The following is a 15,057-nucleotide window of genomic DNA, read 5'->3' as shown; positions in this document are numbered from 1 at the left end:
GTGAACGGGCCCCGGGGGAAGGGGAGTACGGGCCGTCAGCCGTGCGGGCAGCTGCGGGCCAGCGGCCCGTGCGGGGTCAGGTCCGGGACGGGGTGGCGGTCGTTGCGCAGGGCGAGCAGGGCGAAGTCGTCGGTGAGGACGCCGCCGGTGTGGCGCAGGACGGCGGCGCGGACGCGGTCGACGACGGCCGCGGGGACGACGGCCCCGCCGCCGGCCGCCTCGGTCAGCGCGCGGGTCAGGGGGAAGAACCGCCCGGCGGCGTCCCGGGCGTCCTCGACGCCGTCGGTATGCAGCACCAGGGCCTCGCCGGGCAGCAGCCGGGTCAGCCGGCGGACGGGCGGTTCGGGAGGGAGCGGGAACATCCCCAGTGGGGGCAGCGGGTCGCCGGAGGAGAGGACGTCGGCGCGGACGCCGGGGGCCCGGCCGGCGAAGGGGCCGTCCTCGTCGGCGGTGAGCCGGTGCGGCCACGGGTGGCCACAGTTGAGGGCCAGCACCTCGCCCCCGGGGCGGATCTCCAGCAGGAGGACGGTCGCGAAGTCCTCGCCGGCCGCGCGGTCCCCCTCGGCCGGGGGCGACTGTCCCGACCGGGTGCCGTCGAGGTGGCGCTGGAGGGCGCGCTCCAGGCGGCGCAGGACGCCGGGGAGTCCGTCCTCGTCGTGGGCGGCCTCCCGGAAGCTGCCGAGGAGGGCGGCGACGGTGCCGAGGGCGGGCAGGCCGTGGCCGCGGACGTCCCCGATGACGATGCGGACGCCGTGCCGGGTGGCGAGCACCTCGTACAGATCGCCGCCGAGCAACGCGCCCTCGCTGGCGGAGCGGTGGCCGCCGGCGAGGGTGAGCCCGTCGAGGCGGGGCGGCAGGGGGCGCAGGACGGCCTGCTGGACGGTGGCGGCGATCTCCCGGAGGCGTTCGACCTCGTGGGCCAGCCGGTGGCCGCGGCGGGCGGCGAGCCAGACCGCGCCCACGACGGCGAGGATGGCGCAGCAGCCGGCCAGGCGGACGGCCGGGGCGGTGGGGCCGAGGGGCAGGAGCGCGAACAGCGCGCAGGCGCCGCCGAGCACGACGCACTGCCGGCGTCCGCTGCCGGCCCAGGCGATGGCGGGTGCGGCGGCGAGCAGATGGACGAACTGCGGGCCGAGGGGGCTCAGCAGCTCCCAGACCACCACCCCGGCGACCCACAGGCCGGGCAGCGCGAGCGCCGCACCCCGTCGGCAACGCGCAGCCCTGGTACGGATCATGCCGTCGGCCCCCCTTGCGCAATGACGCGCTCGATTCTTTCGAGCGGCGGCGCGAAAGTAACGACCTGCGACCCGTTTTCCACCCCATCGGGTGAAGGGCGGTGGCTGTCGGGCTGACGATGCGGGAGGTGCGCAAGGGGCGCCCCGGTGAACCGGAGCGCCCCTTGTCCGTGGGTGTCCCGCGGCTACGCGCCGCGCAGCACCGCGCCGGTGCGCTCGACGGCCGAGCGGACGGCCGCGTCACGGGCGGCGGACGCCTCGTCGGCGGTCAGCGTGCGGTCGCCCGCGCGGAAGCGCAGCGCGTAGGCGAGCGACTTCCGTCCCTCGCCCAGCTGCTCACCGGTGAAGACGTCGAACAGCCGGAGCGACTCCAGCAGTTCACCGGCCCCGGACCGGAGCGCGGCCTCGACCTCGCCGGCCGGCACCCGGTCGTCCACGACGAGCGCGACGTCCTGCGTGGCCACCGGGAAGGAGGAGACGCGCGGGGGCTCGACCGGGCCGGCACCGGCCTGCTCCAGGCGGTCCAGCTCGATCTCCATCGCGCAGGTGCGCTCCGGCAGGCCGAACGCCTTGGTGACCCGCGGGTGGAGCTCGCCGGCGTTGCCGACCAGCACCTCCTCGCCGTCGATCACGGCGAGCAGCGCGGCGCAGCGGCCGGGGTGGAACGGCGCCACCTGGTCCTGGCGGACGATCAGTTCGACGCCCGCCTCACGGGCCACCGTGCGGCCCGCCTCGACGGCGTCCGCCCAGCCGGACGGACGGCCCTGGCCCCACCAGCCGGTGCGCTCGCGGGCCCCGGCGAGGACGACGGCGGCCCGGCGCGGCTGCCGGGGCAGCGTGGCGTCGAGTGCGGCGATCTCCTCGTCGGTGGGCCGGCGGTCCACCGGGAGCCGGTGGGCCGGCAGCTCCTCGCCGGTCGGCCGGAAGACCAGGCCGGTCTCGAAGAGCGCCAGGTCGTGCTCGCCCCGGCTGTCGTTGCGGCGCAGCGCGGCGAACAGCCCCGGAAGCAGGGTGGTGCGCAGCGCGGGCTCCGCCTCGGAGAGCGGGTTGGCCAGGCGCACGGTCAGCCGGCGCGCGTCGTCGGCCTCCAGGCCGAGGTGGTCCAGGGCCCAGTCGCCGAGGAACGGGTAGCTGGGCGCCTCGACGTACCCGGCACCGGCCAGGGCCCGGCCGACGCGGCGGTGCAGGCGCTGGCGGGCGGTCAGACCGCGGCCGGCGGGCGGCCTGGGCAGGGTGGTGGGCAGGTTCTCGTAGCCCTCCAGCCGGATGACCTCCTCGGCGAGGTCGTTGGGGTCGGTGAGGTCGGGCCGCCAGCTGGGCACGGTGACGATCAGCTCGTCCTGCCCGTAGGCGTCGCAGCCGACCTCCTGGAGGCGGCGGACGACGGTCTCCCGGCCGTACTCCACGCCCGCCACCTTGTCCGGGTGGTCGGCGTGCAGCGCGATGGTCCGGGGGGCGCTGGGGGTGGCGAACTCGGTGACCCCGGCCTCCGGGGTGCCGCCGGCGAGCAGCACCAGCAGGTCGACGGTCCGCTGCGCGGCGGCCGAGGCCGCCTGCGGGTCGACGCCGCGCTCGAAGCGCCTGGCGGCCTCGGAGGACAGCTTGTGGCGGCGCGAGGTGCGGGCGATGGAGACCGCGTCGAAGTGCGCGGCCTCGATGACGACCTCGGTGGAGCCGCCCTCGGCCGCACCCGCGATCTCGGTGCCGGCGCCGCCCATGACACCGGCGAGGCCGATGGGGCCGTTGTCGTCGGTGATGACCAGGTCCTCGGCGTCCAGGACGCGCTTGGTGCCGTCGAGGGTGGTCAGCTTCTCACCGGGCTCGGCGCGGCGGACGCCGATCGTCCCGGCGATCCGGGAGCGGTCGTAGGCGTGCAGCGGCTGGCCCAGCTCCAGCATCACGTAGTTGGTGATGTCGACGGTGAGCGAGACCGGGCGCATGCCGGCCTTCTGCAGCCGGCGCTGGAGCCAGATCGGGGACCGGGCCTCGGGGTCGAGGCCGGTGACCGTACGGGCGGTGAAGCGGTCGCAGCCGGCCGGGTCGGCGACCCGGACCGGGTGGCCGTAGGAGTTGGGCGCGGGCACGTCCAGCAGGGCCGGGTCGCGCAGCGGCAGACCGTAGGCGGTGGCCGTCTCGCGGGCGATGCCGCGCATCGACAGGCAGTAGCCGCGGTCCGGGGTGACGGCGATGTCGAGGACCTCGTCGCGGAGCTCCAGCAGCTCGATCGCGTCGGTGCCGGGCTCGTACTCCTGCGGCAGCACGATGATGCCGCCGCTGCCGTCGTCGCCCATGCCGAGCTCGTCGCCGGAGCAGATCATGCCGTGCGAGACCTTGCCGTAGGTCTTGCGGGCGGCGATGGCGAAGTCACCGGGGAGCACGGCGCCGGGCAGCACGACGACGACCTTGTCGCCGACGGTGAAGTTCCGGGCGCCGCAGACGATCTCCTGCGGCTCGCCGGTGCCGTTGGCGGTGCCGACGTCGACGGTGCAGAAGCGGATCGGCTTGCGGAAGCCCTCCAGCTCCTCGATGGTGAGGACCTTGCCGACGACCAGCGGGCCCGTGAGGCCGGAGCCCAGCCGTTCGACGCGCTCGACCTCCAGGCCGGCGGCGATGAGCTTGGCCTGCACGTCGCGGCCGGTGGTGCCGGCCGGCAGGTCGACGTATTCCCGCAGCCAGGAAAGCGGGGCGCGCATCAGATCTCCATCCCGAAGGGCCGGGTGAAGCGCACGTCACCCTCGGCCATGTCTCGCATGTCCTCGACGTTGTGGCGGAACATCAGCATCCGTTCGATGCCGAACCCGAAGGCGAACCCGCTGTACTTCTCCGGGTCGATGCCCGCGGCCACCAGCACGCGCGGGTTGACCATGCCGCAGCCGCCCAGCTCGATCCAGCCCTCGCTGGAGCAGGTGCGGCAGGGGCGCTCCGGGTCGCCCGCGGACTCGCCGCGGCAGACGAAGCACTGCATGTCCAGCTCGGCGGACGGCTCGGTGAACGGGAAGTAGGCGGGACGCAGCCGGGTCGACAGACCCTCGCCGAACAGCGCGCGCACCATGTGCGCGAGCGTGCCCTTGAGGTCCGCCATGGTCAGGCCCTCGTCGATGGCGAGCAGCTCGATCTGGTGGAAGACGGGGCTGTGCGTGGCGTCCAGCTCGTCGGTCCGGTAGACGCGGCCCGGGCAGACCACGTAGACGGGGGGCTCGCGGTCGAGCATCGAGCGGACCTGCACCGGGGAGGTGTGGGTGCGCAGCACGACGCCGGACTCGTCCTTGGTGGGGCCCGAGACGAAGAAGGTGTCCTGCATGGCACGGGCCGGGTGGTCCGGCTCGAAGTTGAGGGCGTCGAAGTTGAACCACTCCGCCTCGACCTCGGGGCCCTCGGCGACCTCGTAGCCCATGGCCACGAAGACGTCCTCGACGCGCTCCATGAACGTGGTCAGCGGGTGGCGGGCACCGGCCGGGACGCGGTCGTACGGCAGCGTGACGTCCACCGCCTCCTCGACCAGCACCCGGGCGTCGCGCTCGGCCTCCAGCTCGGTCTGGCGGGCGGCCAGCGCCTTGTTCACGGCGCCGCGGGCCATGCCGACGCGCTTGCCGGCCTCGGCCTTGGCCTGCGGGGGCAGGGCGCCGATCTCACGGTTGGCGAGGGCCAGGGGGGAACGGTCACCGGTGTGGGCGGTCTTCGCCTCCCGCAGGGCGTCGAGGTCGGCGGCCGCGGCGAAGGCGGCGAGCGCCTCGTCCCGCATGCGCTCGATCTCTTCCGGTTTCAGTGCCTCGACCTGGACAGGGTCGTACGACTTATTGGGTGCCGACATCTCTTCCCGTACTTCCGAAGTGGCTGGCTCCGCTGGCTGCGCGGCTTCGCCCGACTGTATTGGCCAAAGTGGCCCCAGAAACGTGCCAAAGGTCGAGTCTAAGGGGCATGGGGGTCCGGATGAGCCCGCGGGCCCGCTGCGTCGGCCCCGGGCGAACGAAAAGCTCAGCCCTGGGTGAGGAACGCGGGGGCGCCCACGGGCAGGGTAAATCGGAACCGGGCGCCGCCGTGGGCCGAGCGCCCCACGGTGATCGTGCCGCCGTGCGCCTCGACGATGCCCTTGACGATGTACAGGCCGAGACCGGTGCCGCCGCGCTTGCTGCCCCGCCAGAAGCGGGTGAAGACGCGGGTCATCGCCCCCTCCGGGATGCCGGGGCCCTCATCGCTCACGGTGACCGCCGTCCCCTCCGTGCGGGTGTTCGTCCAGGCCGGTGCCACCTCTATGGTGACCGTTCCGCCGCCGTGGCGCACCGCGTTTTCCAGGAGGTTGCCGAGCACCTGGTCGATCTTGTCGGGATCGGCCCAGAGCGGGGGCAGCGGCTCGACGACCCGGACCACGAAGCGGTCGGCGCTCTGGCCGCGGGCGGTGTGCGCCGCGACGTGCCGGCGGACCGCGGCGGCCATGTCGACGGGCTGACGGCGCAGCTCCAGCCGGCCGGAGTCGATCCGGGAGATGTCGAGCAGTTCGGCGATGAGCCGGGTGACGCGGTCGGCGTCCGCGTCCACGGTCTCCAGCATCAGCCGCTTCTGGTCGTCGGTGAACCGCTCCCACTTGGCGAGCAGGGTCGCCGTGAAGCCCTTGACGGAGGTCAGCGGGGAGCGCAGTTCATGGGCGACGGTGGCGATCAGCTCGGCGTGGCTGCGTTCGGTGCGCCGCCGGGCCTCGGTGCCGCGCAGCTGGACGACGAGCCGGACGACGGGGCCGAGCGGCCGTTCCCGCACATAGCGGGCGGAGACCAGCACCTCGCGGCCGCCCGGCAGCAGCAGGTTGCGCTCGGGCTGTCCGGTCCGGGTGGCGAGCCCGCCGTACGGGTCGGTCAGCGTCCACCAGCGGCGGCCGTCCAGGTCCTCCAGCGGCAGGGCGCTCTCCAGCGGCCGGCCGAGCGCGTCGGCCGGGCGCAGCGCGGTGATCCGGGCCGCCGCGGCGTTGAAGCCGACGACGCGGCCGGCGGCGTCGGCGACGACCAGGCCGTCCGGCAGGTCGTCCGGGTGCAGCGCGCATCCGGCGACGTCATCGATGACGGCGGCCCCGTACGCGGAACCGCCCACGGCAGTTTCCCCACTCACACCCGACGCCCCCTCCCGAGCCCCAGGTGCGTCACCCTACTAGCTGGAGGTCACAGAGCGGCACCCTCCGGACGCGCGCTGCGCACGGGCGGAGGCGTAGAGGCACACGGCGGCGGCGGTGGCGAGGTTGAGGCTCTCGGCCTTCCCGTGGATGGGGACGCGCACCACGGCGTCCGCCAGCGCGCGGGTCTCCTCCGGCAGGCCCCAGGCCTCGTTGCCGAAGATCCACGCTGTGGGGTCGCCCATGGTGCCCCGGTCCAGCTCGGCGTCCAGGTCGCGGTCGCCCGCACCGTCGGCGGCGAGGATCCGCACGCCCGCGCCCCGCAGGCCGCGCACGGCCTCCTCGACGGGGACGCCCACGGCGACGGGCAGGTGGAAGATGCTGCCCACGGAGGCCCGGACGGACTTGGGGTTGTAGAGGTCGACCGAGGCGTCGGTGAGCACCACGGCGTCGGCACCGGCGGCGTCCGCGCAGCGCAGCACCGTACCGGCGTTGCCGGGGTCGCGGACGTGGGCGAGGACGGCGACCAGCCGGGGCCGGCCGGCGAGGATCTCCTCGAAGGGCGTGTCCAGGAAGCGGCACAGGCCCACCAGGCCCTGCGGCGTGACCGTCTCGGACATCTCCGCGATCACTTCGTCGGTCGCGGTGAGGACGGGCACCCCGGCGGCGTGCACGGCGGCGACGATGTCGGCGTGGCGCCCGGCGGCGTCCGGGGTCACATAGAGCTCGACGAGGTGCTCGACGGCCTCGCGGACGGACTGCGGGCCCTCGGCCAGGAAGCGGCGCTCCTTGCCGCGGAAGCTGCGCTTGGCGAGACGGCGGGCCGCGACGACACGGGGCGATCGCAGGGAGGTCAGCTCGGGGGCCGCCATGGGCTCACTTTCGATTGCTGTGCTGTGACGGGGGGCTGTTACGGGCGGGCCGGCTTTCCGGCGCCGGACGCGACCGGACCCGCGGGCCCGGGGAGGGGCCTGCGGGTCCGGACCATGCCAGAGATGCCTCACGGCATCGGTCAGGCGGCAGCCTTCGGCGCGTTGACGTCGGCCGGGAGCGCCTTCTGGGCGACCTCGACGAGCGCGGCGAACGCGTTCATGTCGTTGACCGCGAGCTCGGCCAGGATCTTGCGGTCCACCTCGATGTTGGCGGCCTTCAGACCCTGGATGAGGCGGTTGTACGTCATGCCGTTCTGGCGGGCAGCGGCGTTGATGCGCTGGATCCACAGCTGACGGAAGTCGCCCTTGCGCTTCTTGCGGTCGTTGTAGTTGTAGACCAGGGAGTGGGTGACCTGCTCCTTGGCCTTGCGGTACAGGCGCGAACGCTGACCGCGGTAGCCGCTGGCCTGCTCCAGGATCGCCCGGCGCTTCTTGTGCGCGTTGACTGCGCGCTTGACGCGTGCCACTTGTTAACTCCTTGTAGCGGGGCCGCGGGTGACTCTCACGCGGCCCGGAAACGATTGGGTCCCGGTCTCGACGCGCGCCCTGCCCGGGGGCGGGGCGCGGGGCGTCACTTGCCGAGAAGCTTCTTGATCTTCTTGGCGTCGCCCGGGGCCATCTCGGCGTTGCCGGTGAGGCGACGCGTCAGACGGGACGACTTGTGCTCGAGCAGGTGGCGCTTGCCGGCACGCTCGCGCAGGACCTTGCCGGAACCAGTGACCTTGAAGCGCTTGCTGGCACCGCTGTGCGTCTTGTTCTTCGGCATCGCGCCGTATCTCCTCGTCGGTGGCGCTCCCCGCCCGCACCGCGGGCGCAGGGGAGCGTCAGCTCTGTTCGTTTGCTGTCCGGGGCCGGCCGGCCCCGGGGTGAGCCGGGGCTGATGGATCCAGCCCCTGGGATCACGCCTCGGCGGGCTCCTCGGCGGCGTCCGCGCCGGAACCGCCCTGACGCTCGGCCTTGCGGGCGGCCTGGGCCTCGCGGGCTTCGGCCATGGCCTCGGTCTTCTTCTTGTGCGGACCGAGAACCATGATCATGTTCCGGCCGTCCTGCTTGGGGTTGGACTCGACGAAGCCCAGCTCCTGGACGTCCTCCGCGAGCCGCTGCAGCAGTCGGTAGCCCAGCTCGGGCCGGGACTGCTCGCGACCACGGAACATGATCGTGATCTTGACCTTGTCGCCCTGCTTGAGGAACCGTACGACGTGACCCTTCTTGGTGTCGTAGTCGTGCGGGTCGATCTTCGGCCGGAGCTTCATCTCCTTGATGACCGTGTGCGCCTGGTTCTTGCGCGCCTCACGGGCCTTCATGGCCGACTCGTACTTGAACTTCCCGTAGTCCATGAGCTTGCAGACCGGCGGGCGTGCGTTGGCCGCCACCTCGACCAGGTCGAGGTCGTACTCCTGCGCAAGCTCCAGGGCCTTGGCAAGCGGCACAATGCCGACCTGCTCGCCGCTGGGACCGACAAGTCGCACCTCGGGAACGCGAATCCGGTCGTTGATGCGGGGCTCGGCGCTGATGGATCCTCCTCGGTAGCACCACACGGCCGCCTGGCGGGCTGCCGCGTAACGTTTTCGTAAGACCAACCGCGCCGGTGCATCAAAAAATGCCCCGGACGGGACACAGGCGGGGCTCCATGACAACCGGAACACCGCCACGGTGCACCCGTGGGGCTATCGGACGGCTCCATCGTCCGTACGGAACGATGGGGACCGTCTGACCGGAGACCTGCTGACCATGGGCCGGCGAGGTGGGAGTGCGGAGCCTCCACTTGTGGGTCGGGCACGCAAATGTCCGACCGGTCGATCCACCACTCTACCAGCAGGGGCCCAGGGGTGCGAACCCGGGGCAAAACCCGCCGCGAACCCCTGTTCCCCCGGGACGTATCGTGTCCGCCATGAGCGACGCTACCCCCTCCTCCGCCGCCCCCGGGGCCGGTCCCGACTTCGACAGCATGACCCGCGACATCGCCGACGTCCCGGCGGTCGAGGTGATCACCACCGTGGCGGTGCACCTGATGAGCTCGGCCGCCGTCAACCTCGGCCTGGCCGAGGAGGGCGACCGGCACAAGGACCTGGACGAGGCCCGGAAGCTGATCACCGCACTCGCCGGTCTGGTCACCGCGAGCGCCACGGAGATCAGCAACTTCCACGCGGGACCGCTGCGCGACGGTCTGAAGTCGCTCCAGCTGGCGTTCCGCGAGGCGTCCGTGGTGCCGGACGAGCCGGGGCAAGGGCCGGGCGAGAAGTACACCGGGCCGGTCTTCGGCTGATCGCCCCCGGGGCCGGGCCTGCCGGCCCCCCTCCTCAGGGGCCTGCCGGAGGAGTGGGGCCGCCGCCGGGGCCCTCGGGCCCTCCGGGGGCCGGCGGGGGCTCGGGGGGCCGATGCCGTCCCGCCGCTCCCCCGCGTCCCCGGGGTCCCGCGGGCCCCTCGTGCCGCTCCGCCGCGAGCTCCGCGGCCTCGGGCGGCAGCTCGTACGCCCGGTGGCCGCCGATGGCCCGCTCGTCCGCGATGAGCACGGGTGCCCCGCGCGGCTGCGTGATCTGGTGGGCGAAGGCCGCGAGCGCGCCGCCGATGAGCGGCGCCACGAGGAACAGCCACAGCTGGGACAGCGCGCCGCCTCCCGCGAAGAGCGCCGGGCCGAGGCTCCGGGCCGGGTTCACGGAGGCACCGGTCAGCGGGACGCCGATCAGATGGATCAGCGCCAGCGCGAAGCCCAGGGCCAGCGGTCCGAAACCCACCACGGCGACCTTGTGGGTCACCGCGAGCCAGACGAAGACCAGCAGGAAGGTCAGGACGACCTCGGCGAGGAACGCGCCGCCGGTGTTGATGTGCACGGCCGACCGGTCGCCGAACCCGTTGGTGCCGAAGGCACCGTCGATGTTCAGCCCCGGCACCTGCTTGGCGAGCAGGAGCAGCAGCGCGGCGCCCACGATGGCCCCGACCAGCTGCGCGATCCAGTACTCGATGGCCGTCCGCAGCGCGATCCGGCCGTCCAGCAGCATGCCGAGGGTCACCGCCGGGTTGAGGTGGGACCCGGAGACCGGGCCCAGCGCGTAGGCGAGGGCCATAAGAGTGAACCCGAACGCCAGGGCGATGCCGAGGGCACCGATGTAGTCCGCCGCGAGGACCGCGGATCCCACGGCGAAGAAGACCAGCAGCAGGGTGCCGAGGAACTCGGCCGCGACCGTCCGTGTCTCCACGGGGTCCAGCTTCAAGGGGTCCAGCTTCGCGTCCATGACGTCCTCCCGGGGATCTCGTGGACTGTCCTCGCATTGTCGGACGGTCCACTCCCGGGCGCCTGTCGGAGATCCGCGGCCGCCTCAGCGGCTGAACAGCGGCTCCCCCGGCACCTCGGCCCCCACCGGGAGCAGCGCCAGGTCCAGGCCGCGCACCAGCCGGGCGCGCAGCACCTCGTCGGCCGCCATCGCCCCGGCGATCCGCCGCGCCACCTCTGCGGGCGCGGCGCCGTCGGCCAGCGCGAGCGCCAGGGTGCCGTCGGCGTCCCCGGCTTCCCCGGCGGACACGAGGTGGGCGCGGAGCACGCCGTCCTCGGCCGCCAGCAGGCCGCGCAGGGCGCCCGTGACGGAGGGGTCGGCCAGCGGGTCGGCGCTGGTGCGGCCCTCCGCGAGGGCCAGCAGGGCCGGGCCCGTCAGCGGGTAGGTCACGGGACCGGCCAGGTCGACGACGATCGTGTCCGCCTTCTCGTGCGCCGCCGCCTGGAGCGCCTGGTGCAGGGGCACGGCCACGGGCCGCGCGTCCGCCCGCCAGCGCGCCAGCGTCTCCATCGACGTGAACGCGGGCAGCGCCCGACGCCCGTCCGGCGCCTGGAGCGTGGGGACGGCCATATCGCTCGTCTTCTCCCGCTTCAGCCCGTCCGGCCCGGTCTCCACCTCCCCGAGCACCGCCACCACCGGCACCAGCAGGCGCGCCCCCTTGAGGGCGGCCAGCACCCGCCCCTCGGCCGCGCGGTCGGCCGCCCAGGCGGCGAGCGCCTCGGCGAGCGCGGGGTCGGCGGAGCCGTCGTCGTCGGAGAATCCGGGGTCCGGAATGTTCTTGAGGGCCACGGGTCGAGGGTATCGGGGGGTGGGGGGCGGGCCGGGCGGGGGTGCGGCACCGCGGGGCAGGGGCACCCCCGTCATCCGGCCCTCCGCCGGCCACCCGTCGCCAGCCCCCACGCCGTGGCCAGCAGGACCGCCCCGCCCGCCCCGGCGCCCAGGGCCAGCGCCCCCGGCCGGTCGGACCGCCGTACCGGCGGTTCCGTGTGCGGCCCGGCGCCGAAGTAGCGGGGGGCGGGTCCGTCCGCGCGGAGCTGGGGAGCGGTGCGGTCCGCCGCCCGGGCGAGGGCAGCGGCCGGGTCCACCACGCCGGCCCCGAGCTCGTCGCTGCGGCCGCCGCGCGGCGCGTCCCGTGCCGTCTCCACGAGTAGCCGCCGCACCTCGGCAGGGGCCAGTTTGGGGTGGGCGGACCGGAGGAGGGCGGCCGCACCGGAGACGAACGCGGCGGCCGCGCTCGTGCCCCAGCCCTCGTAGTAGCGCCGGTCGGGGTCGGCTATGACGACGTCGACGCCGGGTGCGCTGAGGGCCGCGTACCAGTGGCGGGTGGAGAAGGGGGCGCGGCCGCCGAACCGGTCGACGGCGGTCACCGCGATCACGCCCGGGTAGGCGGCGGGGTAGGAGACGTGGTCGCCGTCCCGGCCCCCGTTGCCGGCCGAGGCGACGACGACGGCGCCCTTGGCGAGCGCGTAACGCACGGCGGCGTCCTCGACGGGGTCGGGATGGGCGGTCGCGCTGTCGTCGCCGAGGGAGAGGTTGATGACGTCGGCGCCGTGGTCGGCGGCCCAGCGGATGCCGTCGGCGAGGGCGCCGCCGCGCCCGCCGCGCGCCCCGGAGCGGGCGGGATCGCCCTCCTCCAGGATCACGCGCACCGGGAGGATCCTCGCCTCGGGGGCGACCCCCACGACGCCGTCCCCGTCGCCGGGCCCATGGCCGCGGCCGGCGACGATCCCGGCCATGGCGGTGCCGTGGCGCGCCCAGGAGCGGTCCCCGCGCCCGGCGCCGAAGCCGACGAGGTCCTTGCCGGGGAGCACCCGGCCGCGCAGGTCCGGGTGGCCCGCGTCGACCCCGGTGTCGAGCACGGCGACGGTCACGCCGGCGCCGCGCGTGGTCCGCCAGGCCTCCTGGAGGCGCAGGGTGTGGACGGCCCACTCCTGGGCCCGGATCCCGTCGGCGTGCGCGGGGGCGGTGCCGGACACCCCGGAGAGGGCGGTGACGGCGGTGAGGGCGACGGCTGTTGACCAGGCACCACGGGGGCCGAGGCGCCTCACCGGTCCCCCTCCCCCACTCCCTTGCGGGCCGCCGCGCGGAAGATCCGTTCGACGTGGCCGGCGAGGGCCGTCGCGTCATGGCCGAGGCCGGCCTGGGCCGGGACCGTCGTGGCGCCGGGAACGACCGCGCGGGCGGCGGGTTCCGGCGGGGTGCCGGGGCGGCCGTCGGCGAAGGCGGTCACCGCGTAGACGACGAGCGGCAGGTCGGTCGCCACGGCGATCCGCCAGCTGGCGCGCTGCGCGTCGCCGAAGCGTTCGGCGAGGGTGCCGCTGGGGGCGTACGGGCGGGGCAGCAGATCCGTCCGTTCGCCGATCCGCTCGGCGGCGAACCGCTTGCGCAGGGCGCGCATGCCGTCCGCGTCGGCCTCGGTGACGAGCACGCCGACGGTGGTGACGCGGGTGGACGTGGCGTCGGCGTAGGTGGCGCGCAACAGCCGCTTGCAGCCGGCCGGCCGGAGGGCGACGGCGAGCAACGGGTCGAAGGCGTCGGCGCAGTCGCCGTCCGGCGCCACGCCGAGGCGCGTCCAGTCGCGGCTCGCACCGCCGGGCCCGGCGGTGGCGTCGTGCACCGAGGGCGGGAAGAGGCGGTCGACGGGCTCGGTCTCCCAGAGCGTCGTGCCGCGCTCGTACACGGCCTCCGCCGCCGTCCGTCCGGACGGCTGCCCCGCGAGCCAACCGCCCGCCGCGGCGCCGCCGATGAGTCCCGCGCCGAGGACGGCGCAGACGGCGGCCGCGGCCCTGCGGCCGGTCCGGCGGGGGGCTGGTCGGGAGACGGCCGACGGGGGAGGGAACGGGGGGTGGGCGGGGCGCGGGGGCACCCACAGCTGTTCCGCTTCGGTGCCCACCCTGCGTACTCCCGCCCGGACGACTGCTGCCGGCCCCTCGACTGCCGTGCGGAACAGGCCCGTTCCGTGGGTGTTCAGGGCCTCCCGCGGTGCGCGCGGCCGTGGTGATCCACGGCGCGCGCGTCACTCTACGGGGAGCCGCGCGCCGGAGGCCATTTCCGCTCCGGAATCCCCCACTTCCTGTGGGGACCGCACCCTTACCCCGCGGTAATCGCCTCTGGCAAGCTGCCCGCCATGACGCCCGCCTTCGCCCACGCCACCGGCTCCTTCGCCGACCGGGCCCGCTACGACCGGGCCACCGCCCACCTCGACGCGCCCCTCGCCGTGGTCGACCTGCCGGCGTTCGACGCCAATGCCGCGGACCTGGCGCGGCGGGCCCGGGGCAAGCCGGTCCGGGTGGCCACCAAGTCGGTGCGCTGCCGGGCCCTGTTGAGGCGGGTCCTGGAGCACGACGGCTTCTCCGGGGTCATGAGCCACACCCTGGCCGAGTCGCTGTGGCTGGCCCGCTCGGGCGTCGACGACGTGCTGCTCGCCTATCCCTCCGCCGACCGCGCCGCGTTCGCCGAGCTGACGTCCGACGCCCGGCTCGCCCGCGCGGTCACGGTGACGGTGGACGACCCGTCCCAGCTGGCACTCATCGACGCGGCCCGGGCCGGGCGCGAGGAGATACGGGTGTGCCTGGAACTGGACACCTCCCTCCGGCTGCTCGCCGGCCGCGTCCGCGTCGGAGCCCTGCGCTCCCCCCTGCACGACCCGGCCCGGCTGGCCGCGCTCGCCCGCGCCGTCGACCGGCGCCCCGGCTTCCGGCTGGTGGGCGTGATGGCGTACGAGGCGCACGTGGCGGGTGTGGGCGACGCGGTGGCGGGCCACCCTCTGCGATCCGGCGCGATCCGGCTGCTCCAGTCCGTCTCCCGCCGCGAACTGGCCGCCCGCCGGGCCGAGGCCGTCCGGGCCGTCCGTTCCGTCGCCGACCTGGAGTTCGTCAACGGCGGCGGTACGGGCAGCGTCCACCACACCGCCGCCGAGGCCGCCGTCACGGAGGTCGCGGCGGGCTCCGGCCTCTACCAGCCCCGCCTCTTCGACCACTACACCGGCTTCGCCGGCCGCCCCGCCGCCCTCTTCGCCCTCCCCGTCGTCCGCCGCCCCGCCCTCGGCGTCATCACCGTCCTCGGCGGCGGCTACCCCGCCTCCGGCCCGTCCGGCCCCGACCGCCTCCCCGTCCCCCACCTGCCCCCGGGCCTCCGCCTCGCCCGCCAGGAGGGCGCGGGCGAGGTCCAGACCCCGCTGATCGGCAGTCCCGCCGACGACCTGCTCGTCGGCGACAAGGTGTGGTTCCGGCACGCGAAGGCGGGCGAACTGTGCGAACGGTTCGCGGAGTTGCAGCTGATCGACGGGGACCGGGTGGTGGGGACGGTGCCGACATATCGGGGCGAGGGCAAGACATTCCTCTGAAATACCCGGCGTCCGGGCCTGCCGAATATTCGTCATTCTCCGTGGAGAGCGAACAACCCTGCGCACACGTCGCAGCCCGGCACGCACCGCTTTGCCGCTTTCGGAACCGTTGTAACAGGAATGGTTGTTGACGTTTCGCAGAACGCGCTGTGAACTGTCCGCCGTCACCAACGGG

The 15,057-nt window shown here is 74.6% G+C and carries 13 protein-coding genes and 1 pseudogene; 2 read left to right on the top strand and 12 right to left on the bottom strand.

Features of this window, described 5'->3' with window-relative positions:
* Positions 1-35: 35 nt before the first annotated feature.
* The 8 genes from HN013_RS19800 to infC form a co-directional block, all read right to left on the bottom strand.
* Positions 36-1,235 (bottom strand): PP2C family protein-serine/threonine phosphatase, encoded by a 1,200-nt coding sequence (locus HN013_RS19800; protein ID WP_171168039.1) that lies wholly within the window; start codon positions 1,233-1,235, stop codon positions 36-38.
* Between the two features lie 185 nt (positions 1,236-1,420).
* Positions 1,421-3,928: a phenylalanine--tRNA ligase subunit beta gene (gene pheT / locus HN013_RS19795; RefSeq protein ID WP_171168037.1), complete on the bottom strand. Its 2,508-nt coding sequence runs from the start codon at positions 3,926-3,928 to the stop codon at positions 1,421-1,423.
* Positions 3,928-5,046, bottom strand: coding sequence for a phenylalanine--tRNA ligase subunit alpha (gene pheS, locus HN013_RS19790; protein ID WP_171168035.1), 1,119 nt, complete (start codon positions 5,044-5,046; stop codon positions 3,928-3,930). The genes pheT and pheS overlap by 1 nt, the downstream gene beginning before the upstream one ends.
* A gap of 164 nt (positions 5,047-5,210) precedes the next feature.
* Positions 5,211-6,314: an ATP-binding protein gene (locus tag HN013_RS19785; RefSeq protein ID WP_171168033.1), complete on the bottom strand. Its 1,104-nt coding sequence runs from the start codon at positions 6,312-6,314 to the stop codon at positions 5,211-5,213.
* Positions 6,315-6,371: 57 nt separating this feature from the next.
* A complete protein-coding gene (locus HN013_RS19780; protein WP_171168031.1) occupies positions 6,372-7,205 on the bottom strand; it encodes an RNA methyltransferase in 834 nt (277 codons plus the stop codon).
* 140 nt (positions 7,206-7,345) lie between these two features.
* Positions 7,346-7,732, bottom strand: coding sequence for a 50S ribosomal protein L20 (gene rplT, locus HN013_RS19775; protein ID WP_004944290.1), 387 nt, complete (start codon positions 7,730-7,732; stop codon positions 7,346-7,348).
* Positions 7,733-7,836: 104 nt separating this feature from the next.
* Positions 7,837-8,031, bottom strand: coding sequence for a 50S ribosomal protein L35 (gene rpmI, locus HN013_RS19770; RefSeq protein WP_004944288.1), 195 nt, complete (start codon positions 8,029-8,031; stop codon positions 7,837-7,839).
* 133 nt (positions 8,032-8,164) lie between these two features.
* Positions 8,165-8,803, bottom strand: coding sequence for a translation initiation factor IF-3 (gene infC, locus HN013_RS19765; RefSeq protein WP_078588007.1), 639 nt, complete (start codon positions 8,801-8,803; stop codon positions 8,165-8,167).
* Between the two features lie 353 nt (positions 8,804-9,156).
* Between infC and HN013_RS19760 the strand changes: the two genes are divergently transcribed.
* The gene (locus HN013_RS19760) at positions 9,157-9,531 is read left to right on the top strand and encodes a DUF1844 domain-containing protein (protein WP_171168029.1); all 375 of its coding nucleotides are present in this window, start codon (positions 9,157-9,159) and stop codon (positions 9,529-9,531) included.
* Positions 9,532-9,790: 259 nt separating this feature from the next.
* Here the strand turns inward: HN013_RS19760 and HN013_RS19755 are convergent.
* The 4 genes and pseudogenes from HN013_RS19755 to HN013_RS19740 all read right to left on the bottom strand — a co-directional run.
* Positions 9,791-10,462 (bottom strand): annotated as a pseudogene (locus HN013_RS19755) (MIP family channel protein); the annotation flags it as partial.
* 120 nt (positions 10,463-10,582) lie between these two features.
* A complete protein-coding gene (locus HN013_RS19750; RefSeq protein WP_171168027.1) occupies positions 10,583-11,326 on the bottom strand; it encodes an SseB family protein in 744 nt (247 codons plus the stop codon).
* A 71-nt stretch (positions 11,327-11,397) separates the two neighbouring features.
* Positions 11,398-12,585 carry a type VII secretion-associated serine protease mycosin gene (mycP, locus tag HN013_RS19745; protein WP_171168025.1) on the bottom strand — a complete coding sequence of 396 codons (1,188 nt, stop codon included), beginning with the start codon at positions 12,583-12,585 and terminating at the stop codon, positions 11,398-11,400.
* Entirely contained in the window at positions 12,582-13,430 is an 849-nt protein-coding gene (locus HN013_RS19740; protein ID WP_312018651.1) for a hypothetical protein, read from the bottom strand. The genes mycP and HN013_RS19740 overlap by 4 nt, the downstream gene beginning before the upstream one ends.
* 234 nt (positions 13,431-13,664) lie before the next feature.
* Between HN013_RS19740 and HN013_RS19735 the strand changes: the two genes are divergently transcribed.
* Entirely contained in the window at positions 13,665-14,882 is a 1,218-nt protein-coding gene (locus tag HN013_RS19735) for an amino acid deaminase/aldolase (protein ID WP_171168024.1), read from the top strand.
* The last annotated feature ends 175 nt before the right edge of the window (positions 14,883-15,057 follow it).

This window comes from Streptomyces sp. I05A-00742, from assembly GCF_013055795.1.
GTDB lineage: Bacteria > Actinomycetota > Actinomycetes > Streptomycetales > Streptomycetaceae > Streptomyces.
The sequence above is the reverse complement of the archived record's forward strand: the minus strand, read 5'-3'. Positions and strand labels throughout refer to the sequence as shown.

Coding starts and splice junctions, on each gene's coding strand:
- HN013_RS19800 (WP_171168039.1), bottom strand. CDS start 1,235: ATGATCCGTACCAGGGCTGCGCGTTGCCGACGGGGTGCGGCGCTCGCG.
- pheT (WP_171168037.1), bottom strand. CDS start 3,928: ATGCGCGCCCCGCTTTCCTGGCTGCGGGAATACGTCGACCTGCCGGCC.
- pheS (WP_171168035.1), bottom strand. CDS start 5,046: ATGTCGGCACCCAATAAGTCGTACGACCCTGTCCAGGTCGAGGCACTG.
- HN013_RS19780 (WP_171168031.1), bottom strand. CDS start 7,205: ATGGCGGCCCCCGAGCTGACCTCCCTGCGATCGCCCCGTGTCGTCGCG.
- rpmI (WP_004944288.1), bottom strand. CDS start 8,031: ATGCCGAAGAACAAGACGCACAGCGGTGCCAGCAAGCGCTTCAAGGTC.
- HN013_RS19760 (WP_171168029.1), top strand. CDS start 9,157: ATGAGCGACGCTACCCCCTCCTCCGCCGCCCCCGGGGCCGGTCCCGAC.
- HN013_RS19735 (WP_171168024.1), top strand. CDS start 13,665: ATGACGCCCGCCTTCGCCCACGCCACCGGCTCCTTCGCCGACCGGGCC.